The organism is Microbacterium marmarense (assembly GCF_037204165.1).
Taxonomy (GTDB): Bacteria; Actinomycetota; Actinomycetes; order Actinomycetales; family Microbacteriaceae; genus Microbacterium; species Microbacterium marmarense.
On record NZ_JBBDGL010000001.1, the window covers coordinates 94,155 to 117,474 of the forward strand.

Annotated in this window: 21 protein-coding genes and 1 riboswitch; of the genes, 9 read left to right on the top strand and 12 right to left on the bottom strand. The window is 64.3% G+C overall.

Annotated elements, in window-relative coordinates:
* Positions 1-70: 70 nt before the first annotated feature.
* The gene (locus WDU96_RS00375) at positions 71-1,705 is read left to right on the top strand and encodes an L-lactate permease (protein WP_337336503.1); all 1,635 of its coding nucleotides are present in this window, start codon (positions 71-73) and stop codon (positions 1,703-1,705) included.
* A 2-nt stretch (positions 1,706-1,707) separates the two neighbouring features.
* On the opposite strand, the gene rlmN is transcribed toward WDU96_RS00375, so the two are convergent.
* On the bottom strand, positions 1,708-2,970 hold the full coding sequence (gene rlmN, locus WDU96_RS00380) for a dual-specificity RNA methyltransferase RlmN (RefSeq protein ID WP_337336504.1): 1,263 nt from the start codon (positions 2,968-2,970) through the stop codon (positions 1,708-1,710).
* Between the two features lie 187 nt (positions 2,971-3,157).
* Between rlmN and WDU96_RS00385 the strand changes: the two genes are divergently transcribed.
* Positions 3,158-3,790, top strand: coding sequence for a LysE family translocator (locus WDU96_RS00385; protein WP_337336505.1), 633 nt, complete (start codon positions 3,158-3,160; stop codon positions 3,788-3,790).
* Positions 3,791-3,818: 28 nt separating this feature from the next.
* On the opposite strand, the gene WDU96_RS00390 is transcribed toward WDU96_RS00385, so the two are convergent.
* From WDU96_RS00390 to WDU96_RS00410, 5 genes are all read right to left on the bottom strand, one after another.
* Positions 3,819-4,616 (bottom strand): enoyl-CoA hydratase/isomerase family protein, encoded by a 798-nt coding sequence (locus WDU96_RS00390; protein ID WP_337336506.1) that lies wholly within the window; start codon positions 4,614-4,616, stop codon positions 3,819-3,821.
* A gap of 8 nt (positions 4,617-4,624) precedes the next feature.
* Positions 4,625-5,386 carry an SDR family NAD(P)-dependent oxidoreductase gene (locus WDU96_RS00395; protein ID WP_337336507.1) on the bottom strand — a complete coding sequence of 254 codons (762 nt, stop codon included), beginning with the start codon at positions 5,384-5,386 and terminating at the stop codon, positions 4,625-4,627.
* Positions 5,387-5,552: 166 nt separating this feature from the next.
* Positions 5,553-6,341: an energy-coupling factor transporter transmembrane component T family protein gene (locus WDU96_RS00400; RefSeq protein ID WP_337336508.1), complete on the bottom strand. Its 789-nt coding sequence runs from the start codon at positions 6,339-6,341 to the stop codon at positions 5,553-5,555.
* On the bottom strand, positions 6,338-7,804 hold the full coding sequence (locus WDU96_RS00405) for an ABC transporter ATP-binding protein (protein ID WP_337336509.1): 1,467 nt from the start codon (positions 7,802-7,804) through the stop codon (positions 6,338-6,340). Before WDU96_RS00405 ends, WDU96_RS00400 begins: the two co-directional genes overlap by 4 nt.
* Before the next feature lie 4 nt (positions 7,805-7,808).
* Entirely contained in the window at positions 7,809-8,465 is a 657-nt protein-coding gene (locus WDU96_RS00410; RefSeq protein ID WP_337336510.1) for an ECF transporter S component, read from the bottom strand.
* A riboswitch (TPP riboswitch) is annotated at positions 8,459-8,568 on the bottom strand. (Overlaps the previous gene by 7 nt.)
* 38 nt (positions 8,569-8,606) lie before the next feature.
* On the opposite strand from WDU96_RS00410, the gene WDU96_RS00415 reads away from it, so the two are divergent.
* Positions 8,607-10,166: a D-alanyl-D-alanine carboxypeptidase family protein gene (locus WDU96_RS00415; protein ID WP_337336511.1), complete on the top strand. Its 1,560-nt coding sequence runs from the start codon at positions 8,607-8,609 to the stop codon at positions 10,164-10,166.
* 5 nt (positions 10,167-10,171) lie between these two features.
* On the opposite strand, the gene WDU96_RS00420 is transcribed toward WDU96_RS00415, so the two are convergent.
* Together WDU96_RS00420 and WDU96_RS00425 are read right to left on the bottom strand one after the other, a co-directional pair.
* Positions 10,172-11,101 carry a J domain-containing protein gene (locus WDU96_RS00420; protein WP_337336512.1) on the bottom strand — a complete coding sequence of 310 codons (930 nt, stop codon included), beginning with the start codon at positions 11,099-11,101 and terminating at the stop codon, positions 10,172-10,174.
* Position 11,102: 1 nt separating this feature from the next.
* Complete coding sequence (locus tag WDU96_RS00425; RefSeq protein WP_337336513.1) at positions 11,103-12,164, bottom strand: enoyl-CoA hydratase/isomerase family protein; 1,062 nt, start codon at positions 12,162-12,164, stop codon at positions 11,103-11,105.
* 160 nt (positions 12,165-12,324) lie between these two features.
* On the opposite strand from WDU96_RS00425, the gene WDU96_RS00430 reads away from it, so the two are divergent.
* Together WDU96_RS00430 and WDU96_RS00435 are read left to right on the top strand one after the other, a co-directional pair.
* A complete protein-coding gene (locus tag WDU96_RS00430) occupies positions 12,325-13,653 on the top strand; it encodes an ATP-binding cassette domain-containing protein (protein ID WP_337336514.1) in 1,329 nt (442 codons plus the stop codon).
* Positions 13,650-14,468 (top strand): ABC transporter permease, encoded by an 819-nt coding sequence (locus WDU96_RS00435; protein ID WP_337336515.1) that lies wholly within the window; start codon positions 13,650-13,652, stop codon positions 14,466-14,468. The genes WDU96_RS00430 and WDU96_RS00435 overlap by 4 nt, the downstream gene beginning before the upstream one ends.
* Before the next feature lie 93 nt (positions 14,469-14,561).
* On the opposite strand, the gene WDU96_RS00440 is transcribed toward WDU96_RS00435, so the two are convergent.
* Positions 14,562-15,032: a hypothetical protein gene (locus tag WDU96_RS00440; RefSeq protein WP_337336516.1), complete on the bottom strand. Its 471-nt coding sequence runs from the start codon at positions 15,030-15,032 to the stop codon at positions 14,562-14,564.
* A 104-nt stretch (positions 15,033-15,136) separates the two neighbouring features.
* On the opposite strand from WDU96_RS00440, the gene cofG reads away from it, so the two are divergent.
* From cofG to cofC, 4 genes are read left to right on the top strand one after another with little or no spacing between them, the layout of a single operon-like run.
* The gene (gene cofG / locus WDU96_RS00445) at positions 15,137-17,512 is read left to right on the top strand and encodes a 7,8-didemethyl-8-hydroxy-5-deazariboflavin synthase CofG (protein ID WP_337336517.1); all 2,376 of its coding nucleotides are present in this window, start codon (positions 15,137-15,139) and stop codon (positions 17,510-17,512) included.
* Positions 17,509-18,996: a flavin-containing monooxygenase gene (locus WDU96_RS00450; RefSeq protein WP_337336518.1), complete on the top strand. Its 1,488-nt coding sequence runs from the start codon at positions 17,509-17,511 to the stop codon at positions 18,994-18,996. The genes cofG and WDU96_RS00450 overlap by 4 nt, the downstream gene beginning before the upstream one ends.
* The gene (fgd, locus tag WDU96_RS00455; protein ID WP_337336519.1) at positions 18,993-20,012 is read left to right on the top strand and encodes a glucose-6-phosphate dehydrogenase (coenzyme-F420); all 1,020 of its coding nucleotides are present in this window, start codon (positions 18,993-18,995) and stop codon (positions 20,010-20,012) included. Before WDU96_RS00450 ends, fgd begins: the two co-directional genes overlap by 4 nt.
* A complete protein-coding gene (cofC, locus tag WDU96_RS00460) occupies positions 20,009-20,665 on the top strand; it encodes a 2-phospho-L-lactate guanylyltransferase (RefSeq protein WP_337336520.1) in 657 nt (218 codons plus the stop codon). Before fgd ends, cofC begins: the two co-directional genes overlap by 4 nt.
* Here cofC and WDU96_RS00465 read toward each other — a convergent pair.
* The 3 genes from WDU96_RS00465 to WDU96_RS00475 are packed head-to-tail and all read right to left on the bottom strand — an operon-like array spanning position 20,644 to position 23,172.
* Positions 20,644-21,390: a sulfite exporter TauE/SafE family protein gene (locus tag WDU96_RS00465; protein WP_337336521.1), complete on the bottom strand. Its 747-nt coding sequence runs from the start codon at positions 21,388-21,390 to the stop codon at positions 20,644-20,646. The two genes, cofC and WDU96_RS00465, sit on opposite strands and share 22 nt — an antisense overlap.
* 1 nt (position 21,391) lies before the next feature.
* Positions 21,392-22,375: a 2-phospho-L-lactate transferase gene (gene cofD, locus WDU96_RS00470; protein WP_337336522.1), complete on the bottom strand. Its 984-nt coding sequence runs from the start codon at positions 22,373-22,375 to the stop codon at positions 21,392-21,394.
* Positions 22,372-23,172 carry a uroporphyrinogen-III synthase gene (locus WDU96_RS00475; RefSeq protein ID WP_337336523.1) on the bottom strand — a complete coding sequence of 267 codons (801 nt, stop codon included), beginning with the start codon at positions 23,170-23,172 and terminating at the stop codon, positions 22,372-22,374. Before WDU96_RS00475 ends, cofD begins: the two co-directional genes overlap by 4 nt.
* Positions 23,173-23,320 lie beyond the last annotated feature (148 nt).

The following is a 23,320-nucleotide window of genomic DNA, read 5'->3' on the forward strand; positions in this document are numbered from 1 at the left end:
TGCCCTCGCAATCTGTTCCTTGCAACCACTACCCTGATCCTGCGCACAGGCGAACGAACGGGGAGATGCGGTGTGGAGCCAGACCATTGATCCGGTAGGCCAACTGTGGCTGTCGGCCCTGATCGCTGTCATTCCGATCATGGTTTTTCTGCTGTGCCTCGTCGTGGTGAAGATGAAGGGCATCACGGCTGCCCTCATTGCCGTTGGCCTAGAGATCATCGTTGCGATCTGGCCATTCGGCATGCCCCTCCCCTCTGTTGCGGGCGCAGGGCTGCTCGGCATTCTCACGGCGATCTGGCCTATCGCGTACATCATCGTGATGGCGGTGTGGCTCTACAAGCTCACCGTCGCCAGCGGGCGCTTCGACATCATTCGCACAAGCATCTCGGGGGTTTCGCCCGATCAACGCGTTCAAGTGCTGCTGATCAGCTTCGGCTTCGGGGCGTTCCTTGAGGGCGCCGCAGGGTTCGGCGTGCCGATCGCGATCTGTGCTGCTCTGCTGGTGCAACTCGGCTTCAAGCCGGTCAAGGCGGCCATGCTGTCACTCGTTGCCAACGTGGCTGCAGGCGCTTACGGCGCCATCGGTATTCCCGTGATCGTCGGCGCTCAGGTGGGCGATGTCGAGCTGATGGCGCTGTCGGCCCAGATGGTGCTCGTGTTGCAGCTGGTTGCTTTGGCCACGCCGTTCTTGCTCGTGATGATCCTCGACGGTTGGCGCGGTGTTCGTGAGACCTGGCCGATCACTCTTGCAGTGAGTGTCGGCTACAGCGCCGTGCAGGCGGGCATTCTGTTGACGCTCGGCCCTGAGCTTGCCGACATCTTGCCTGGCTTGATCGCCATGGTCATCGTCTTTGTGGTGTGCCGCTCGTGGAAGCCCCGCAACATCTACCGCGAGGGTGGCGGCGAGATCCCGACGCCGGTGAAGCAAGACTTCGGCGATGTCGTTGTCGCGTGGAGCCCGTTCTACATTCTCACCGCGGTGATCTTCGTGTGGAGCATCCCGTGGTTCAAGTCACTGTTCGCAGCAGACGGTCCGCTCGCTTGGCTCGTGTACTCCGTTCCGATCCCCGGTGTGACCGGCGTGATCGTTCCCGCTGGCTCTGATGAGGCAACGACGGCGGCGTGGGCGTTCACTCCCGTCAATGCGACGGGAACGGCGATTCTGATCGCCATTTTGATCACCTTCTTCACCACGCCGCAGTTGAGCGTGAAGGATCTTGGTCAGCAGTTCATCGGCACGATCCGTGAACTGTGGAAGCCGATCGTGCTGATCGCTCTGATTCTCGTCGTCGCCAATATCGCCAACTACTCAGGCGGGTCCGCCAGCATCGGCAACGCGCTCGCCGGAGTCGGCCTCATCTTCCCGCTGTTCGCACCGATCATTGGTTGGTTCGGTGTGTTCATCACCGGCTCGGTGGTCAACAACAACACGCTCTTCGCACACCTGCAGGCTGTCACGGCCCAGCAGATCGGGGTCGATCCAACCCTGCTCGTCGCGGCGAACACCGCCGGTGGCACGGCTGCGAAGCTGGTCTCGCCTCAGTCGATTGCCATCGCCGCGGGCGCGGTGGGGCTCATCGGTCGCGAGGGTGAGATTCTGCGCTCGACCATCAAGTACAGCCTCGGCATCTTGGCCTTCATCTGCGTGTGGGTCATGCTGTTGTCACTCGTGTTGCCCGCGGGCGCCAGCGTAGCGATCGGCTAGCGCTAGACCGAAACGGGCGTTGCCTCAGCGTCGGCCTGATCATCTTCGGTGGCTACGAGCTGGCCGCAGGCGCCATCGATCTCTTTGCCCCGGGTGTCGCGCAGCGTTGTCGGAATACCGGCTTCGTTCAGCCGGCGAACGAACTCGTTCTGCACGGGCACCTCAGATGCCGTCCAGATTGAGCCAGGGGTCGGGTTCAACGGGATCGGGTTCACGTGAACCCACCCGCGTCCTCGGTCGTTGAGTTTCTTCGCCAGCAGGTCAGCACGCCAGGCATGATCGTTCATGTCTTTGATGAGCGCGTACTCGATCGACACGCGTCGGCCGGTCTTGTCGAAGTAGGCACGAGCGGCGTCGAGCGCCTCATCCACTTTCCACTTCGAGTTCACCGGGATCAGCTCGTCTCGAAGGGTGTCGTCAGGCGCGTGCAGTGACAGCGCGAACGTGACCGGAATCTCTTCGGCAGCAAGCTTGTTGATGGCGGGAACAAGTCCAACTGTCGACACCGTGATGCCGCGAGCGCTCATGCCGAGGCCGTGCTTCTTGTCGGTCATCACACGGATTGCCTGCATCACCCGCGCATAGTTGGCCAGCGGCTCTCCCATGCCCATGAACACGATGTTCGAGACTCGGTCGAGGCTGTGGTCGGTGCTCTTCTTGCCACCAAGGCCACCGTCTGCGATAAGACGATTGGCGCGCACGATCTGTTCAACGATCTCGGCAGCTGACATATTGCGGGTGAGGCCGGCTTGGCCGGTCGCGCAGAACGGGCAGTTCATGCCGCAGCCGGCCTGCGACGACACACAGAGAGTGATTCGCCCGGGGTAGCGCATGAGCACCGACTCTACGAGGGCACCGTCGTGCAGCTTCCACAAGAATTTGATCGTGTCACCGCGGTCAGTTTCAAGCCGTTTCACCTCGGTGAGAAGCGGCGGCAACATGCCGTGAACGAGCTCTTCGCGATTGTCGGCAGGCAGGTCGCTCATCTTCGACGCGTCAGAGGTGTAGTGAGTGAAATAGTGCTTCTCAAGCTGGCCAGCGCGAAAGCCGGGAAGACCGAGGTCTTTGACTTTGGCGACCCGATCTTCAGGTGAGAGGTCGGCTAGGTGCACGGGCGGTTTGCCGCGCTTGGGTGAGGCGAACTGCAGAAGCGGCTTGCCGTCAGCATCCTTCTTCTGAGTCCAGCCCTCGGTCGCGGGACGCACCTGGGGCGTGGAAGCGCCGGTTGAGCGGATGCCGCGATTGGGCGGACGGGTCTCAGTCATACCTTCAGGGTAGGCGACGCGGCTGGCAGGAACTCGTGTAGGCGGCACGCGTGGCGCAGGACCGCCTCGATTCCACCGAGCCTCACCGGTCATCATGATCAGCGGTTGCGTCTCTGGTGGCGTGAGAACGGCGTCGTCGAGGTGCTGGTGGGGTCGTTTCTTCCCCCGCAACCTCTATCGTGGCTAGGTGGTCCCCCTCGATAACCTCTTCGCGTTTATGCTCGCGTCGGTCGTGCTGATCGTCATTCCGGGGCCCAGCGTTCTGTTCACCATCGGGCGTGCCCTTGCGCTCGGCAGACGGGGTGGCTTGCTGAGCGTTCTCGGTACCCTGCTCGGCCTGCTCCCGATCATCGCGCTCGTGGCTTTGGGCGTGGGTGGCGTGGTCGCGCGTTCAGAGGTTCTCTTCACCATTGTGAAACTGGCCGGCGCTGGCTATTTGATCTTTCTCGGGGTGCAGGCGTTTCGACACCGCACCCGGGCTACGTCTGCGACGATCAGCGGCACGATTCCTCGCTCCGCCTGGCGGCAGCTGGGGGAAGGTTTCGTCGTGGGAATCACGAACCCGAAGTCGCTCGCGTTCTTCGTCGCCGTGTTGCCCCAGTTCGTCGACATTGACGCGGGCTCAGTGCCCTGGCAAATGGCGCAACTCGGCATGGTCTTCTTCATGATCGCGTTGATCTCGGATGGCGCGTGGGCGCTGACCGCCGCGGCAGCGCGCGAGTGGTTCGGAAAGTCGCCGAAGCGAATCGAAACGCTCACCGCGGTCGGCGGCTGCTTGATGGTCCTGCTCGGCGTGATTCTGCTCTTCAGCGCCCACTAGCGATGCTGCGGCGCCGCAGCATCCATCATCAAGAGCTCGCCTTCGTTGCTCCTGCCGCGCTCTTGGCGGTGGCTGCGACGAAACCGGCGACACGTACCTTCGATTCCGGGGTGTCGAAGCTCGCGCCGATCGACGCTGCTTCGTCATCGAGGTTCTCGCGGAACGTGCGCTGGCTGCTCGTGCGCACCAGACGCTTGGCTTGGCCGAAAGCTGCGGTGGCGTTGTCGAGCCAGAACTGCGCAACCGCCTCAGCGCGTGACGCGATCTCGCCTTGAGGCAGCACCTCGGCTACGAGTCCCCACTCGAGTGCCTCTTGCGCACTCAGCGCACGATCTTGCAACACCAGTTGCAGCGCACGGCGCTGCCCGACAGCCTGGGTGAGCAACGTCGAAACACCGAGGTCGGGCGAAAGGCCGATGTTGGCGTACTTGCACACGAACTTCGACGCATCTGCGGCGACGATGTAGTCGGCAGTGAGCATCAGGCCGAGACCGCCACCAGCGACAGCGCTCTGCACGGCGGCGACGATGGGTTTGTCAGATTCGACGAACGTGCGAATGCCGTCATGAATGGTGTGCGCCATCTTGGTGACGTCGGCGCCAGTCGCTCCCGAGGTGCCCATCTCGAACACGTCACCGCCGGCGCAGAACGCCGGACCCGCAGCGTCGAGGATCACGGCGCCGACCGAAGAGTCAGTCGTGATCTCGTGTGCAACCTCACGCCACCGAGTGCCCATCTCGAACCCCATGGCATTGAGGTACGCGGGGCGATTGAACGTCACGCGGGCAAGCCCGTCGGCGATGTGGACAATGATCGAATCGCTCATGAGTTCCCTTACTTCGGTGCCATGCGAATTGCGCCGTCGAGACGGATCGTTTCGCCGTTGAGATAGTCGTTGTCGATGATGGATGCTGCCAAGCGTGCGTATTCATCAGGTCGGCCAAGCCGCTGCGGGTACGGCACCTGCTGACCGAGCGAGTCTTGAGCGGCCTGCGGCAAGCCCATCAGCATCGGGGTCTCCATGATGCCGGGGGCAATCGTGTTCACGCGGATGCCATAGCGAGCAAGCTCGCGTGCGATCGGCAGGGTCATCGCGTGCACCCCGCCCTTGCTCGCTGAGTAGGCGGGCTGGCCGATCTGCCCGTCGAACGCAGCAACGCTCGCGGTGTTGATAATCACACCGCGGTCGCCGCTGGCGGTCGGCTCGGTGCGGGCCATGACAGCGGACGCCTGCGAGATGACGTTGAAGGTGCCCACCAGGTTGATGCGGATGATGCGCTCGAAGTCCGCCAACGATGTCGGGTTGCCCTCACGATCGAGCACCTTCGCTGGCGGGGCGATACCCGCGCAGTTCACGACAATGCGAAGCGGCGCGTCTGACGAGGCGGTGGCAACCGCGGCGGCGACCTGATCGACGTCGGTCACATCTGCGGGGGCGAAGATACCGCCGATCTGCGCGGCGGCTTCGTCACCCGCAGATGAGGCGAGGTCAACGATCGTGACGGCAACGCCCGCGGCTGCGAGCCGCGTCGCGGTGGCAAAGCCAAGCCCACTCGCGCCACCGGTGATGAGGGCAGAAGCACCCGAAAGCTGCATACGTTCTCCTTCGAACCGCGCGGTCTACAGGGCAATCCGCGACTGCATCCCACCATACGCGGCACTGCGTTTCACGGCGAGCCTCGGGTGTCATTCAGCAGCCTAAGGCGGAGCGGGCAGCCATCACTCTCGCCCGCCACCGCGACCTCTGCACGTGTCGCGCCGTCTACTCTGGCCCGAGAATGAAGTTCCACGCGCCGGTGGCAATCGCCGCCGTCACCGCGATGACCGCAATCGCCAGGCCTACCGCCATCAGCGCCCACTCACGCCCGCCGAACGTCGATGTGCGCGCCCAGGTTCGGGGGATATCCGAGCCGAAGCCGCGCGCCTCCATGGCGGTGGCGAGTTTGGCGCCACGGCGAATAGACAGCACCAGCAGAGCGAAGGCCATGCCGAAGAACCGTCGCAACCTTCCGCGATCGGCCACCCCGCGTGCCCGTCGAGCGAGTTCGAGCGACCGCCAGTCGTCGATGAACAGCCCCACCATGCGCAGGCCAGCCAGGGCGCCCAGCACAAACCGCGATGGAAGCTTCAGTATCTGGGCGAGGCCGTCAGCTAGATCGGTCGGATCGACGCTCGCGAACAGCACGACCGACGGCAGCGCGATGGCGAGCACGCGAAGGGTGGTCGCCAGCGCCAGGTAGAGCGATCCATCACTCACGGTGATGGCAAACCACTCGAAGTACACCTCGCCGGCGGTTCGGCCATACAGCGCAATCGTGAGGCCAGTCAGTGGTGCAAGCACCCACAGCAACCATGTGCGTGCCCAGAACTCGCGCCAGCCGAGCCCGGCGAACGGCGCAAGCATCAGCTCGAGAACCAGCGCGACTGTGGCCGAGACAACGTCGAGGGTGAGCACGAGTGGCACCGTGATGAGCATTGCGGCGCCGAGCTTTGCCACCGGGTTTATGCGAGCGACCGCGCTCGTGCGCGCGCGGGCGTCGAGCAGGGTCATAGCGCCTTCACCGCCGTTGCCATCTCGAATCGTGTTGCCGCGAGCGCGGCGACGACGTCGGCATCATGGGTGATCGTGACGATCGCAGAGCCTTCGTCGCGCAATCGCGCAAGCAGAGCGATCAGCTCGGCCCACGTTCTCGCGTCCTGGCCGAATGTGGGTTCATCCAACACCAGCACGCGGGGGCGGGTCACCAGTGCTGCAGCGACCGTGAGGCGACGCTTCTCACCACCCGAGAGCGTGTACGGATTGGCGCGCGCGAGCTGTTCGAGGCGCAACCGTGCCAGCACTTCGTCAACGCGCACGGCGATCTCGCCCTCTGGCAGGCCGAGCGCGCGCGGACCGACTTCGAGTTCTGCTCGCACGGTTTTTTCGAGAAGCTGATGTTCAGGATGCTGAAACACGGTGCCGATACGCGTGAGCAGTTGCTTCGATGACCACTTGATGGGTGAGGGGGCAGCCTCGCGCCGAAGGAGTGCACCTGCTGTTAGGCGACCTGCACTCGGAGCGAGCAGACCGGCGACAGTGAGCCCCAGGGTCGACTTTCCGACGCCGTTGGGTCCCGTGATCGCCAGGGCCTCACCCTCGCGAAGGTCGAGCGAGATGTCAGACGCGACCGCCCGCCCTTTCACTCGCGCGACGGTCATATCGTGAGCCGACAGCAGAGCGGGTCCGGGTGCATGCGTGGGCGCCGGCGGAAAAGCCGGGGGGATTCCGGGAACCCACACGCCGCTCGCGGCCAGTTCTCGCCCACGCGCGCTGAGCACCTCTCCCGGGGTTCCGTCGGCGACAACCCCCGCTTCGCCCAGCACGATCACGCGGGTCACCAGCGGCAGCCACACGTCGAGCCGATGCTCGACCACCACGAGGGTGGCGTCTGAGCTCTCTAGCATCGAGGCGACCGAGCGTTGCACCTCGGCAACGCCAGCGGGATCGAGATTGGCTGTGGGTTCGTCCAGCAGCACGAGCCCAGGGCGCATCGCGAGGACTCCGGCTAGAGCCAATCGCTGCTTCTGTCCGCCTGACAGCGCCGCGGTAGAGCGATCAAGCGATACATTCAAGCCCACCTGATCAAGGGCGCTGCCCACGCGCTGCCAGATCTCTTCACGCGGTACACCCAGGTTCTCGCAGCCGAAGGCGACATCGTCACCCACCCGCGCCAAGATCACCTGAGAGTCAGGGTCTTGCAACACGAGCCCCGCTCGACCGCGAGCTGCCGCCGCGGGCACGCCGTCGATGAGCAGGTCGCCCTCGGCCTCTCCCTCGTCGTCACCACCGAGAACTCCGGCGAGCGCGTGCATGAGTGTGGATTTTCCAGCACCCGACGCTCCGAGCAGCAGCACGCGCTCACCAGGTTCGATGCGAAACGAGACATCACGCAGTGCCCACGCGGCGCGACTGGCATGACGCCATCCCCAGCCGCGCGCGCTCACCGCGGCGGGTCGAATCTCCGACCCGTTCATGCGGCTAGACGCGTTCGCGGGTCTCGCGGCCCGAGGCGAATCGATCGAGCGCACCGGTCGCGGCGATACCGCGGGCCAGAACCCACGACAGCGCTCCCGCGATCACTGCACCCGAGATCAGAGTGCTGATCAGGTACACCACAACGAATTGCAGATCGGCACCGGCGTACCAAAGCACAAGATTGTTGATGCCGCCGGCAAGAGCCGCGCCCATGCCTGCGAGTATGGCCACCGGCAGCGACCAGCGCCGATAGAAGAATGCCAAGAAGATCAGTTCGGCACCCAGACCCTGAATGAGGCCCGCCTCGAGCGTGAGGAACGCACCCCAGGTGTTGCCCACGAGTGTGAGTGCTGACACCGCTGCGGCGAGAAGCTCGGTGTAAAGCGCGGCACCGGGTTTGCGGATGATGAGCGCGCCGAGCACTCCGGCGAACAGCCAGGGGCCATCCAAGAGCCCCTGCAACCCTGGCAGTAGCGGCTCAAGCAGCGCGGAAGGTCCCTGGTAGAGCACATTCCAGGCCAAGAAGATCAGGCCGGATGCGACACCGATCACGCTGGCGACGACGATATCGACGACGCGCCATTTCAAGACCCGCTCGGGTGCGTTCGGTGTTCCGCGAGATGCAGAATTGGATGCTGATGTGGACGTGGACGTAGCCATCTATCTCTCCTCCCTGCGCTGGCATTACCCAGATCAGGTTCGACGGTCGAAGCGCGATTCGCTCCCTCTCAGCCCAGCTCGGTGGACTCCCGTGGTTGTGTCGATGAGTATACGCGTCCAGCGGCGAGGTATCTTGATCGGGTGACTGTGGATGACGCTCCGGCCCCGACGCGGCGTTCCCGTCGCACCGCCGAGTTCGAGAATCTGTCATTCGACCGCGACGATGTGCTGGCGGCGCCCCTCGATGATCCGACTCCCAGCGACGAGTCAAGCGCTGTCGACGATTCGCCCGACGTCGCAGATGTGCACTCCAACGAAGCGCTCGACAGGGTGGAATCGACGCCAATCACCGAGCCCGCCGCAACGACTCTGGCACTCACATGGGTCGATGAATCCTCGATCGCCACTGGCAACCCACCCGCCGACCTCACGGGAACCAACTCTGGTTACCTTCCGGTGGGCGCCGACCTGCTGGCTGATGCGCCGCGCCGCTCACCCTTGCGGGCGAGCGTTCTCGTGCCGATCCTCGCGGTGTTTCTGGTCGTCGGCGGGTACCTCGCAACAACCTTGCTCTGGCCGCTGTACGCCGTGACCCCGACGATCACCGCAAGCGAGGTTCAGCCGGCCGGTGCACCCAACGCTGCGCCGGCATGGCCAAACGAGGGCAGCGCGTCGATCGCTGTCGCGGGGATCCCCGGCGTGCTCGAGTCAACGGGAGAGCTCGATTCGATCGCCAGCATCACCAAAGTCGTCACCGCGCTGGTTGTTCTTGACGAGATGCCCTTGAACGTCGGCGAAGAGGGGCCTTCGTTCTCGTTCAGCTACGCAGACAGTGCGGACTATTGGCAATATCGCTACCGGGGCGAATCAGCGCTTGATGTGCCCGTAGACGGCAGCCTGACCGAGTATCAGCTGCTCGAAGGCATGCTCATCGGCTCAGCGAACAACTACGCAGACATTCTCGCCAGCAACCTATGGCCGTCCGACGCAGTGTTTGCGAGCGCTGCGAACAGTTGGCTCAGTCTTCATGGCCTCGAAGACATCACAATCGTCGAGCCGACCGGAATCGACGAAGGCAACGTCGCCACACCTGCGGCCCTCATCGCCCTCGCGCAGAAGGCCCTTGCCGACCCGGTCATCGCTGAAATCGTCGCCAAGCAATCGGTCGAACTGCCGGGAGCCGGATTGGTCGAGAACACCAACGATCTACTCTCAGATCCCGGGGTGCTGGGCATCAAAACCGGAACGCTCACCGCGTGGAACCTGCTCTCAGCCAAGACCGTCACAGTTGGTGAAACATCGGTGACGATGTACGCCGCTGTTCTCGGACAGCCTGACAACGACGAGCGACTTGACGTCTCCCGCGCGCTATACGACCAAACCGAGGCAGAACTGCAGCTCGTCCCGTCGGTCACCGCGGGCACCGTCGCTGGGCAGGTTCACACGCTCTGGGCTGAGCCGGTCGACATCATCACAAACGACGATGCCGCCGTGATCTTGTGGAACGGGGACTCAGGCACTGTCAACACGACCTACGCGCTCGACGACTCGCGCATCGAGGGCGAGCCGGTCGGCACTCTGAGCGTCGACGGCCCCTTGGATTCCGCATCGGTCGAGCTCGTCTTGCAGTCTGACGTCGAAGAACCCACAGCGTGGTGGAGAATCACCCACCCGCTCGAGCTCTTCGGACTCGCTGACTGATCAGCTCAGGCAAACCGAACGGTCTGCTGCAGTCGGGTTCGCACGTCGAAAACCTCGTTGCCGCCCATCGAACGAGCACCGGTGATTCCGCGGCGCAACACCGCCGAGAGTCCTGACTGGGCGACGACGGCCACCGGCAGCCCCCGCACCTTTCCTATCTCGTCGATCACCTGCACCACGTCGTCATCGGGCAGCACAACGATCGCACCGCTGAACTTCACTCGGGCCGCGCGGGCGGCCGTGCGCATACGTGCCAGCAGATCGCCGATCGGCGCTCCCGACACCGCGTCGCCGATGATCTCGCCGCGCCGCATCTTGATCGCACCGCCGAAGTCCTCTGACAGCAGTCCGTACAGGCCGCTGGGTCCGAGAACGATGTGGTCGATCTTGACGTCGGGTCTCGCGTCACGCCCCGACGCGTCGACGTCGTGCCAGACGGTGTATCCCATCCCGAGGTCGCCAACGATACGCGCGGTCGCTTCTTCGGCGAGCGCGTCAGCGAGCAGTCGTCTGATGTGGTGCGGCGCCGAGCGCACGAGAGCCGGGTCGTAGGGATCGGTCAGAGTGACCCCTCTGCCCGCCCACTCGCGGATCAGTGTGAGGTATCGCTCGCGACGCCATCCGCCCGGCTGGCCGAAGGAACGGGCGCGAGGTCTGGTATCGCGGGTTTCGGTCTGCGTTGGGCGCCATCCCGACCACTCCGGGGCGGGTGTCTCGCCGAAACCGTGGCCCCGATCGTAGCTTTGGCGTGCCGCGGCAGTTCCCACCAGTTCCCAGGCGCGCTGCACCTGTATGAACTGTGCCGAGTCGCCGCCGGTGTCTGGATGCGTTTGGCGAAGCCTCAGACGGTAGGCCTTGCGCAGCGTCTCTTCGTCGCAGTCGGGCGGTACTTGCAGAACTTCATAGGCGGAAGCCGAAAGGGGACTGTCGAACACGTCAGCTCCACAGCGCCACGGCCGGGCGATAGTTGAGGGCGGATTCGAGCATGTCAGGGTGAATCTCGCCGAGCGAAGCCGGTTGCCAGCGCGGGGTGCGGTCTTTGTCGATGACCTGCGCACGGATTCCTTCGACCAAGTCTGGCTGAGTCGACGCGAACCAAAGCACAAGTCCGTATTCGGCTTCGAGTGCCTCACGCAGGCTGCCGAGTTGGCGTGCTCGCCTCACAGACGCCAGCGTCACGGTGAGCGCAGTCGGCGAGAGCTCTTCCAGAAGGTCGGCAGTCGTTGCCGCCTGATCTTCGGTGCGCTCGCGCAGTCGCTCGATGATCTCAGCGACGGTGTCAGCCGAGAACGTGTCGTCGATCCACTCGCGCGCAGCTTCAAGCTTCGAGGGGGGAGCCGTCTCGTCAAAGAGCAACACCAGTTCGGCGGGGCTCGCGGGATCGGCGCGGGTTTCGAATGCGTCGTAGAGCGCGTGCAAGTGATCTGCGGGCACCAGCTGGTCAGCGAACCCGGCATACAGCGCGTCAGCAGCATCCATTACCCCACTCGTCAGGGCCAAGAACTCACCGATTCGCCCAGGAGCCTTCGACAACAGCCACGTGCCGCCTACGTCAGGAGTGAAGCCGATGCGAGTCTCAGGCATTGCCAGCTTCGAGCGCTCGGTGACGATGCGCAAGCGAGCATGGCCCGCCAACCCCACGCCTCCGCCCATCGTGATTCCATCGGCGAAAGCGACGATGGGCTTCGGGTACTCGGCAATACGCGCGTTCAGTGCGTACTCAGCGCGGAAGAACTCGGCCGCATCATCGATCGCTCCCGAGCTCACCCGCGCGGAAAGATCGCGAATATCACCGCCCGCACACAGGCCACGATCACCTGCGCCGTCGATCACGATCAGTTCGACGTCGGTGTCACTCTCCCAGTCATCGAGAACCTTCGCCAAGGCGCGAACCATGCCGATATCGACGGCGTTGATGGCTTTTGGCCTATTGAGGGTAAGACGCCCCACACCGGCTCGAGTATGGGTGATCACAGTGGATTCGGACGCTTCGCTCACGAGCGCCACCCTACCCGCGGGAGCTTGGTCGCTTGCGCGAGCACGTTCAGGATCGACTGCCGATGGCACAGTGAAGACGCGTCGAACAACATTTTCGCGCACGAATGGCGAACTCTCCGCAAAGATATGGTGAAGCACTCGCGACGAAGAGGGGGTTCGCATGCCGGATGGACAGGTGCTCGAATTCTCGAGGCTCACCAAGCGTTTCGGAACCATCGCCGCAGTCTCGCGGCTGACTGCTCGCGTGGAGCCCGGCCAAGTCACCGGATTTCTCGGGCCGAACGGGGCTGGAAAGACCACCAGTTTGCGCATTCTGCTCGGCCTGGTGCGTGCCAGTGAAGGCACCGCCACAATCGGTGGCAGTGCGTACCGGTCGCTGGCGAATCCGTTGCAGACCGTTGGCGCTGTGCTCGAAGCATCGAGTTTTCACCCTGGACGCTCGGGCGCAAACCATCTGCTGGTCTATGCCCGTGCGGCTGGCCTACCGAAGAAACGTGTCGATGAGGTGCTCGGCCTTGTCGGACTTTCGGATGCTGCAGGGCGCAGCGCGGGCGGGTATTCCCTTGGTATGAGGCAGCGGCTGGGGCTGGCGACCGCGCTGCTGGGAGATCCGGGGGTGCTGGTATTGGACGAGCCGACCAACGGCCTCGACCCCGAGGGCATCAAGTGGATCAGGGGATTTCTGCGACAGCTCGCGCGCGAAGGGCGCACGGTGCTCGTCTCGTCACACCTGCTGGCCGAAGTGCAGCAGACCGTCGATGCACTGGTGATGATCTCGCGGGGAAGGCTCGTGTTCCAGGGCCGACTGGACGAACTCACCGACCCGGCGGAATACACGACCGTCGTCGACGCGCCCGATCGTGCCGCACTGACAGATGCGCTGCGTTCGGCGAATGTGAGTTTCGACGTGTTGCGCAGCGGCTTGACTGTCTCTGGACTCGATGGCTCTCAGGTCGGCCAAGTTGCCGCGAATGCGGGCATCGCTCTATCGTCGCTGCACCGGCGCGGCCCGGCGCTAGAAGAGGTGTTCCTCGAGCTCGCAAACGGCACTCGCACGCACCCGAGCGCTGACGGAACCGTCGCGACGGGTGAAGCCGAAGAGCGTTCGGCTGGCACAGAGCCGCCACCAGCGCCCGAAGGCGAAGTAGCGCCAGAACCAGAACCAGAACCAGAACCCGAAGCCGAAGCCGAAGCAGACCCCGAACCTGAACCCGAACGGGAGTCAGCGCCCGAGCCTGAACGGGAGTCAGCACCCGAACCCGAACCCGAACGGGAGTCAGCGCCCGACCCTGAACCCGAACGGGAGTCAGCGCCCGAACCTGAACTCGAACCCGAGTCAGATCTCGACCCACCCGAACCGTCCGACGACGATCGCCCGTGGGAAGACTACGTTCGCACCGATGCCGATGAAGAAGCTGACGCCTTCTTCTCATCGTTCGACGACGCGGGCCGTCTCTCACGCAACGACGAGGGTGAGGCCACCCGATGAGCCTCATCGCGGCCACCCGCTCCGAAACCACAAAGCAGTTCTCCACCTCAATGTGGTGGGTGCTCGCGATCGTGTTCGTGCTCTATGTCGGCTCGAGCGCGGGGGCACTCGGATTCGTTTTCGCGGCATCTGCGTCGGGCTCGCTCCCCGGTGAAGCGCCGCAGCTGCCCGCATCCGAGATCGCCCCCGTTCTCTACAGCGCCGCGACCTCATTGGGCTATGTCTTTCCGCTGCTGATCGGAACGCTGCTGGTCACCGGTGAGTTTCGCCACAAAACACTCACCCCCACTTTCCTCGCGGTGCCGCGCCGCGGCCGCGTGCTCTGGGCCAAGCTGATCGCGAGTGTTCCGCTGGGCGTGTTGTACGGAGCGTTGGGAGTACTCGCCACCGTGGGGCCATCGGCCGCGCTTCTTGCCGCGTACGGCCTCGACACTGAGCTCGATTCGACCGACACGTGGGCGATGATCGGCCGCATGATGATCGCCACCCTGTTGTGGGTGTTCGTGGGAATCGGCGTCGGCTCGCTTGTGCGCAATCAGGTGGGTGCGATCGTGGGAGTTCTGGTGTTCACCCAGTTCATCGAGCCGATCGCGCGTACCGCGGCCGCTTTCGTCGAGGGCATGACGGCGGTTACGCAGTATCTGCCGGGAGCCGCCAGCGATGCTCTCGTCGGGGCCAGCATCTTGACAATGGCATCCCCCGGCGGCACGGGCGAAAGCCTCGAGTGGTGGGCTGGCGGGCTCGTTCTGCTCGGGTACGCGGCCGCGCTGCTCGCGCTCGGCGCACTAGTCAGCTGGCGTCGTGACGTGAGCTGAGCTGAGCTGCGCTGAGCTGAGCTGAGCTGCGCTGAGCTGCGCTGAGCTGCGCTGAGCTGCGCTGAGCTGCGCTGAGTTGCGCTGAGCTGCAGGCTAGGACTCGGAACCAGCGATCGACGCTTTGGCTTTGCGAGCGCGGGGCTTCTTCTCGACGACGGTCGGTATCGTTCCCGTCTCAGCCGCAATCACCGTGACCTCGGTGCGCTCATCACCGGCGTCGACGCGAAGCGACTGAACGAGCTCTAGCCCGTGCCGAGTGGTGAGAACGACGCGCTGAAACTCGGGGTGCCCCTCGAGGTCGATGACCACTCCCGGGCGGTGCCGACGCACAACCACAAAGTCATCGGCTGCAGTCGAATGCCAGGTGCCCATAGCAACCACCCCGCGCAGATGCGTTCCAGGGCTGGGTACTCCGCGAAGCCACATCCAGGCGTCGTCGATCAGCTGCACTTTAACGATCGTCGACCGCTCGATCGCCACGTTTCCTTTGTAAAAGGCCATGAGGCGCTCCGCGCCGCTCAGCACGACTTCGAGTCGCGTTGAGTCAAGGAACAGAGTCACCATGCACCTATCCTGCCAGCGTCGCGCGAAAGATTTGAGGCATTTTGCTCTCAGGAAGACAACGATCGTGCGAACCCGATGGCCTCAGGCGGTGCAAGACTGGTTCGGTGACCCTGCTCGAACCACCGCAGGCGCTACCCGCGTCGTTCCATAACGCGATCAAACGCGCGCGCAACGGCGAGCGCCTGAGCACCGCCGAGACTGAACTTCTCCTCGCCGCTACTGGCGACAGCCTTGACGCGCTGCTCGAGCTCGCGAGCTCACTTCGCGACCAGGGGCTGCGCGACGCGGGCAGAGCCGCAGTGATCACCTATTCACGCAAGGTCTTCGTTCCCCTCACCACTCTGTGCCGTGACCGCTGCCACTACTGTGTCTTCGTCGACACGCCGGGCCAACTGCTGAAGAAGAGCAAACCAGCGTTCATGTCTTCGGAACAGGTTCTCGCCGTTGTGCGGCAGGGGCAGGCCCTCGGCTGCAAAGAAGCACTCCTCACGCTCGGCGATCGTCCAGAAGACCGCTGGCCTGAGGCGCGTGCCTGGCTCGACGAACACGGTTTCGCCTCGACCATCGACTACGTCGGTCACATCGCTCGCCTGATCACTGCCGAAACCGGAATGCTCGCGCACCTGAATCCGGGCGTGATGACCGCGGACGAGATCAAGAAGCTGCGTTCCACCGCGCCATCGATGGGCATGATGCTCGAGACCACCTCGCGCCGCCTCTTCGAGGAGCCGGGGCAGGTGCATTACGGCTCTCCGGATAAAGACCCGGCCGTGCGGTTGGCGGTCATCGCAGACGCGGGGCGCGAGCGGGTTCCGTTCACCACCGGCATCCTTGTCGGCATCGGCGAGACGCTGCACGATCGGGCGGAGTCGTTGATTGCGATCCGCGATGCACACGAGGCTCATATGGTCACTCGTGACGATGGGAGTCGCCAGGGCCACGTGCAAGAAGTGATCGTGCAGAACTTCCGCGCCAAACCCCGCACCGCCATGCAGGCTGCACCCGATGCAGCGCTTGTTGAGTACGTCGCTGCCGTGGCGACAGCGCGCGTCGTGATGGGGCCGAACATGCGCATCCAAGTGCCGCCCAACCTCTCTGACACGGCGGAATTCGACCTGCTCGTGCGGGCGGGGGCTGACGATTGGGGCGGGGTGTCGCCGCTCACAGCGGATCACGTCAATCCCGAGCGCCCGTGGCCGCACCTTGACGATCTCGCGGCGCGCACGGCCGAGTTGGGGTTCGCGCTGCATGAACGCTTGACCGCTCACCCCGAGTTCATTCGAGAAGGTGACACCTGGCTCGACCCGGCCATGCGCGAGCCGGTGGCGGCGCTGGCTGATCCTCGAACCGGGCTTGCGCAAAACCCGGCGGCCCAGCAGGGAGTTCGGGCGACCGCGCCGCAAGAGCCGAGACGGGCCCTGTCAGGCAACTCGGTGCGCCAACTCGCCGAGGCCGCGGCGTCAGAGCCGCTGACCCTTGACAACACCGAGTGGCAGACGCTGCTTTGCGCCACCGGCTCCGACCTTGATGCGCTGACGGCCACCGCCGATGATGTACGTCGCTACACCGTGGGTGAGGCGGTGAGCCTCGTGGTCAACCGCAACCTCACCTCGAGCGGACTGCGCGCGGTGGCGTCGAACGACCCGGCAACCTTCACTCTTGACGACGCCGCAGCAATCGCCCTCGATGCCGTGCAACTCGGCGCCACCGAAATCTGCGTGCAGGGTCTGCTGCCGGCCGAAAGTGACCCTGCCGACTACCTCGCTCTCGTGCGATCGCTGCGACACGCGGCCCCCGAAGTTCATCTGCACGCCTATCGCCCCCAAGACGTCTTCGATCTGGCTGACCGCGGGGGTCTGGGTCTTGACGGTGCGCTCGCCGCGCTGAGGGATGCCGGGGTCAACACGGTCCCGGGCACCGGGGTGAAGGTCATGAGCGAGCGCGTGCGTGCTCTGGTGGCACCCGGCGACCTCGAGATCGACCGGTGGATCGAAGGAATCACCGCTGCACACCGCGCCGGATTCCAATCGACATCGGTGCTGTTCTACGGCCACGTCGAAACGGCGGTCGAGCGCGTCGAACACCTGCGCGGGCTTCGTGAGATTCAAGGCGCTACGAGAGGCTTCAACGAGTTCGTGCCGATCCCTCTGCCCGGGCCCGCCGGGGGAGTTTCTCTGGTCACGGGCCGTGCGCCTGTTGACGAGCATCGAGCGATGGTCGCCGTATCTCGTCTGATGCTCTCTGGCAGCATCCCCCATATTCAGATTCCATGGACCCGAGTGGGCCGCGAAATCGCTGCCGTCTTGTTGCGCTCGGGTGGCGACGATCTGGGCGGCACATTGCTCGATGGCAGGGTGAAGCCCGAAGCTGGCATCGAGTGCGGTCAAGAGCTTCCGGTGCACGACGCGAGGGCAATGACCGCGCGCCTGTTTCGGCCGTTCCGCCAACGCACCACCGACTACCGCGAGGTGGGGCGATGACGCGCACCCACGACGTGGCGATCATCGGCGCTGGCTTCGCGGGGCTGGGCATGGCGATTGCGCTTCGGCGCGCGGGGATCGACGATTTCGTCATGCTCGAGCGTGCCGCCTCGGTCGGAGGCACCTGGCGCGACAACACCTACCCCGGTGTTGCCTGCGACGTGCCCGCGCATCTCTACGGCTTCGCCAGCCACCCCAACCCCGACTGGTCGGGCCTTTACGCTCAGGGCAGCGAGATTCGCGCCTACCTCGAAACAGTCGCCCTCAACGAGGGCCTCGGCGAGCGTCTGCACCTGCGCACCGCCATGCTTCAGGCGAACTGGGATGCTGAAGCAGAGCTTTGGCGCATCACCACTCAATCGTCTGAAATCACAGCGCGAGCCCTCGTTCTAGCCTGCGGTCGGCTGACAGAGCCGTCCATCCCCGAGCTCGACGGCCTCGACTCGTTCGCGGGCCCGATCTTCCACTCTTCACGGTGGGATCATTCCGCCGATCTCGCTGGCCTTCGCGTCGCCGTTGTCGGCACTGGAGCCAGCGCGATTCAGCTCGTGCCAGAACTCGCGCGCACAGCGGCGCACGTCACTCTGTTTCAGCGTTCGCCGGCGTGGATCGTGCCACGCGGAGCGGTACCCTACTCCGACGATCAGCGCGCACGCTTCGCATCTCGTCCGGCAGAATTGGCTCGCCTGCGCGCGGAACTGTATGCCGAGGGCGAGGCCCGGTTCGCCTCCCGCTCAGGGGATGCTGAAGCTGCCGCGGCCGCCCAGGCCACTGCGACGGCCCACCTCGCAGCACAGGTGCCAGACCCCGCACTGCGGGAGGCGCTCACCCCCGGCTACGACTTCGGCTGCAAACGCGTGTTGCTCTCAGATGAGTTCTATCCCGCCGTCGCCTCAGACGCGGTCACCCTCGAAGCGTCCGCGCTCACATCGATCCGCGGCAACATTCTGGTCTCAGCCAGCGGCGAGTCATATGAGGCTGACGCGCTGGTGCTCGCTACGGGTTTCGCCACGACCAGTCAGCCGTACGCGGAATTGGTTACGGGAGAAGAGGGCGAAACCCTCGACGAGCACTGGTCGATGGGCATGACGTCGTTCGGGTCGACTGTCGTCGCAGGTTTTCCCAACATGTTCGTGCTCGACGGCCCCAATGCCGCTCTTGGTCACTCGTCGTCAGTGCTCATGATCGAAGAGCAGGCCGCCTACGCGGTGCGCGGGCTGGTGCGCTCTCGTTCCGGGGTCTTGCGAGTCGATCCGGATGCCGAGCGGGCCTATAGCGAAGAGATCTCCGAGGCCGCAGCATCCACCCCCTGGATGGTCGGCGGCTGCCGCAACTGGTACGTTGACGAACGCTCAGGGCGGCTTACGCTGCTTTGGCCCGGCACGGTCGACGCGTTCCGCGCGCGACTCGCCCGCGCAGATGGCTCAGAGTTCGTCGATGTAAACACACGCGCCGATGTGCGCACAGAGAAGGGACCATCATGACCATTCCCCTGCGCTTCGGGTACAAAGCCTCTGCCGAGCAGTTCGGCCCGAGCGAGCTGGTTGACTTCACCGTTCTCGCTGAAGAGATGGGGTTTGACTCCGTATTTCTCTCTGACCACTTTCAGCCGTGGATGCACGACGGCGGCCACGCGCCCGCCGCGCTCCCCTGGCTCGGCGCCGCCGGCGCGCGCACCTCGCGAGTGGTGCTGGGCACCTCGGTGCTCACCCCGACGTTCCGCTATCACCCGGCCGTCATCGCACAGGCCTTCGCAACTCTCGGTGTGATGTACCCGGGTCGCATCGTGCTCGGCGTTGGCACGGGCGAAGCGCTCAACGAAGTGACGCTGGGCCTTGAGTGGCCCGAGCCACCAGAGCGCTTTCAGCGGTTGAAAGAGGCCATCACACTGATCGAGAAGCTTTGGGACGACGAGCGCGTCACCTTTGACGGCACCTACTACTCGGTGAAAGATGCCACGGTTTACGACCGTCCTTCTCCTGAGAACAAAGTGCCGATCTACATCGGTGCAGCGGGCCCGGCCGCTACGCGCCTAGCGGGCCGTATCGCCGATGGGTTCATCACCACCAGCGGCAAAGACCCTGCCCTCTACTCCGAGACGCTTCTGCCCGCACTCAAAGACGGTCTCTCGAAAGCTGACCGCGACGCTGGGTCGATCGACACGCTGATGGAAGTCAAGGTGTCATACCACCCCGATCACGCCACTGCGCTCGAGAAGACGCGGTTCTGGGCCCCGCTCGCCCTGTCGCCAGAAGAGAAGATGGGCGTGCACGACCCGATCGAGATGCAGCGGCTCGCCTCAGAATTGCCCGTCGAACGCGCCGCGTCCCGCTTCATCGTCTCGACCGATCCCGACGAGCACGTCGAGCGCATTGCCCAGTACGTCGACCTCGGGTTCCGTCACCTCGTCTTCCACGACCCTGGGCACGACCAAGAAGAGTTCTTGCGCATGTACGGCGCTGAGATTCTGCCGAGATTGCGCGCCCGGTTCACCTCGTGACCCACGACCACTCACCCGACGGGTGGGCGGTCGTCATTCCGGTGAAGGCTGCAACGCGCGGCAAATCGCGCCTTGATGTGTCGGGCGTCGACCGCGTTGCGCTCGCTCGCGCGATCGCGCTCGATACGATCGCGGCCGTTGCCGCCTGCACCGTGGTCACGCGCATCGTCGTGGTCACCGACGACCCCACCCTGGCCATACACGCTGCCGATATCCCGCGGCTGCGATTCGTTGACGAGGGCGATGCCGACGGGCTCAATGACGCGATCGATCTCGGTATCCAAACCGTGCCCGAAGGGATGCTGCGGGCAGCGCTGCTCGCAGATCTACCGGCGCTGCAACCGCGTGATCTGGAGCGAGCGCTCAACAGCGCAGCATCCGCTGATAAAGGCGTAGTCGCGGATGCGGATGGCACCGGTTCGACGCTGGTGACGATGCAAGCAGGGGCGACGTGGAAGACAGCTTTTGGTGAGGGCTCGTTCGCCAGGCACCTTGCTATGCGCCACGCCCCGCTCGATGTGCCCGGCGAATCATCTCTTCGCCGCGATGTCGACACGGCCGAGCATCTTGGCCTCGCGCAGCGCCTAGGACTTGGGCCTCGCACCACGGCGGTACTGGCCCGGGGGACTGTTCAGGGAGACAACAGCAAGTAAAGCGCGCCCGCGATCGTGAAACCGATCACCAGGCGTTCGAAGACCTGCTGGTTCAGTCGGCTGGCGAGCCAGCGGCCGCCTAGGGCTCCGACAACCACCAGCGGCACCAGCACGAGGTCAAGCAGCAGTCCCGTGGGGGTTACCAGCCCCAGACTGATCGAAAACGGCAGTTTCGCGAGGTTCACCAGAGCAAAGAACCAAGCGGCCGTGCCCAGGAACTCCTTCACCGAAAACCGTGCCGCGAGGAAGTACATCGACATCACCGGACCGCCAGCATTGGCGACCGTAGTGGTGAAGCCGCCGAGAGTGCCATATGTCGCAGCCGCAACGCGGTGAGGGGCCGCATCTGACACCGTGGACTGCATTCGCCGGCGCAGCAACGTGATGGCGATCACCGCGAGCAGAATGATGCCGATGGTTCGCTTCACCCACAGGTCGTTCGCGAGATACAAGAACCCCACACCGAGCAGCAGGCCCACCACCACTGCGGGCGCAAGGCGAAGCAATGCCGCCCAATTCGCCGAACGCCGATACATCAGAACCGCAAAGACGTCGGCCACGATCAGCAAGATGAGCAGGGCGCCCGTGGACTCCTTCGCGGGTAAGACTGCCGCGAAGATGGCAATGGAGATGGTGTTCGCTCCTGGAACCGCGGTCTTAGAGACGCCCACCGTCACCGCGGCAACTGCCAGCAGAATCCACGCGATGCTCGACAGTTCGGGCACGTCAGATACTCACGGCCGACAGTGCCGCTTCAGCGAGCGCGGCGGAGCTCGCAGCATCCTTCATCCAAAGCGGCACAACGACCGAACGAATGCCGGCGTCGTCGATGGCTGCGCTCTCGGCCGAGTCTTCCTCACCGATCAACCACGCGTCCAGCACACCGCCGTCAGCACGAGATCCGTAGTGTGCGGCGACAGCGGCGGCAGACGTTTGAACGCCGATCGCGCCGAGGCAGACGTCGGCCATACCGCGAACCACCCGACCGCCGATGATCGGCGAGACACCGACGACCGCGGCTGACGTCTGACGCAGCGCTTCGCTCATGCCGGGCACAGCCAAAATGGGACCTATCGACACCACCGGGTTCGAGGGAGCAAGCAGCACAATGTCGGCCTCGGCGATCGCTGCTTCGACTCCGGGTGCTGGCGCAGACTCATCGATACCGGGATTTTCGAAGCGTGCCGGGGCGAGCCGGGCTCGATGACGCGTCCACCACTCTTGAAAATGCATGCGGCTGGCATCGTTCAGCTCGACAATCGTGTCGACCTCAGCGTCAGTCATGGGCAGCAGACGTGCGCCAAGCTGCCATCGCGCTGACATCCGTTCGAGCACTTGTGTCGGGGTGAGGCCCTCACGCAGCCACCCGGTGCGAGCGAGGTGAGTGCCCAGGTCGAGATCACCCAGGGTGAACCAAGGCCAACCAGCCCCCCATTGTTGGATCTCTTCGTTCACTCTTTCGGTATCGCCCGCGCGACCCCAGCCTTGTTCAGAGTTGTTGACTCCAGCGAGGGCATAGGTGATCGAGTCGACGTCAGGTTGCAGGCGCACACCAGACAGCCACAGGTCGTCACCGGTGTTGACGACGACGGTCAGCGCAGCAGTTGTGTCTGCGAGGCCACGCGCACGAAGTGCGTCTCTGACGCCGAGCACGAATTTCGAGCCGCCTACTCCGCCCGCGAGCACAACGACTCGCGCTGGAGCGGTCACGGGGCGAATTCGTCTGCCGCGTGGGGAAGCGGAAATCTGCCAACGGCTTCGATAAGCGCATCAACGGTCTGCGTCTGCGCGATGACGTCGACTCCCAGCCCTGCCTTGCGCGCATCCTTTGCAGTGCGCGGCCCGATCGCAGCAATCACGGTTGAGTCGGGAACATGCGGAAACTGCTCGTAGACCTGCGTGGCTACCGACCCGCTCGTAATCAGAATCGCGTTGATTCTGCCCGAGCGCACGTCTTCGGCGATTCGATCAGTCACCGGCACGCCGACCGTGCGGTAGGCGACAACGCTTCGCACGTTGTGCCCGGCTGCCTTGAGCATTCGAGTGAGCACCGGCTTTGCGATTTCGCTGCGCAGCGTGAGGATCTCTCGTGGCTCGGTCTCAAGAGCCAGGATCTGCTCGGCCATGCCAGCGGCGGAGTTGTCTTCGGCGGGAACCAACGTGACGTCGTAACCGACCGCAATCAGCGCCGCCGCGGTCGTTTCGCCCACCGCGGCGATCTTGGTCGTTGCGGGAATCTTCGCGCGATATGCGTAGAGAACGTCAACTGTCGTCGCACTCGTGACTGTGAGCCACTCGAACTGACCGGCCGCAAGGTCGGCAAGTGATTTCTCGAGCGCTGCCTGATCGTCAGCCGGAGCGAAGTTGATCAGCGGAGCGATGACGGGCACAGCCCCCTGCTTGCGCAAGTTCGCGGCAACACCGTCGCCCCACGGGCCACCGCGAGGCACGAGAACGCGCCAGCCGGCCAGGGGCTTGGTATGAATCGGTTGTGTCACTGGTTTCATGGGGTTTGACTCTCGTGGTGCAGTCGACCGCCCACGATAAGTTCGAGCAGCCGACGCGCGCATCTGAATCGGGATTGCGCACTATCGGCAGCATTTCGCACCATTGCACTGCCTTTCCTGAGCATACCCCGTGAATGCACGGTTCATC

Bases quoted from the DNA above. Each gene is read 5' to 3' on its own strand.
- WDU96_RS00435 (WP_337336515.1), top strand. From the start codon at position 13,650: ATGAGCCTCATCGCGGCCACCCGCTCCGAAACCACAAAGCAGTTCTCC.
- WDU96_RS00475 (WP_337336523.1), bottom strand. From the start codon at position 23,172: ATGAAACCAGTGACACAACCGATTCATACCAAGCCCCTGGCCGGCTGG.
- WDU96_RS00395 (WP_337336507.1), bottom strand. From the start codon at position 5,386: ATGCAGCTTTCGGGTGCTTCTGCCCTCATCACCGGTGGCGCGAGTGGG.
- WDU96_RS00430 (WP_337336514.1), top strand. From the start codon at position 12,325: ATGCCGGATGGACAGGTGCTCGAATTCTCGAGGCTCACCAAGCGTTTC.
- WDU96_RS00390 (WP_337336506.1), bottom strand. From the start codon at position 4,616: ATGAGCGATTCGATCATTGTCCACATCGCCGACGGGCTTGCCCGCGTG.
- WDU96_RS00410 (WP_337336510.1), bottom strand. From the start codon at position 8,465: ATGGCTACGTCCACGTCCACATCAGCATCCAATTCTGCATCTCGCGGA.
- WDU96_RS00400 (WP_337336508.1), bottom strand. From the start codon at position 6,341: ATGACCCTGCTCGACGCCCGCGCGCGCACGAGCGCGGTCGCTCGCATA.
- rlmN (WP_337336504.1), bottom strand. From the start codon at position 2,970: ATGACTGAGACCCGTCCGCCCAATCGCGGCATCCGCTCAACCGGCGCT.
- fgd (WP_337336519.1), top strand. From the start codon at position 18,993: ATGACCATTCCCCTGCGCTTCGGGTACAAAGCCTCTGCCGAGCAGTTC.
- WDU96_RS00450 (WP_337336518.1), top strand. From the start codon at position 17,509: ATGACGCGCACCCACGACGTGGCGATCATCGGCGCTGGCTTCGCGGGG.
- WDU96_RS00405 (WP_337336509.1), bottom strand. From the start codon at position 7,804: ATGAACGGGTCGGAGATTCGACCCGCCGCGGTGAGCGCGCGCGGCTGG.
- WDU96_RS00440 (WP_337336516.1), bottom strand. From the start codon at position 15,032: ATGGTGACTCTGTTCCTTGACTCAACGCGACTCGAAGTCGTGCTGAGC.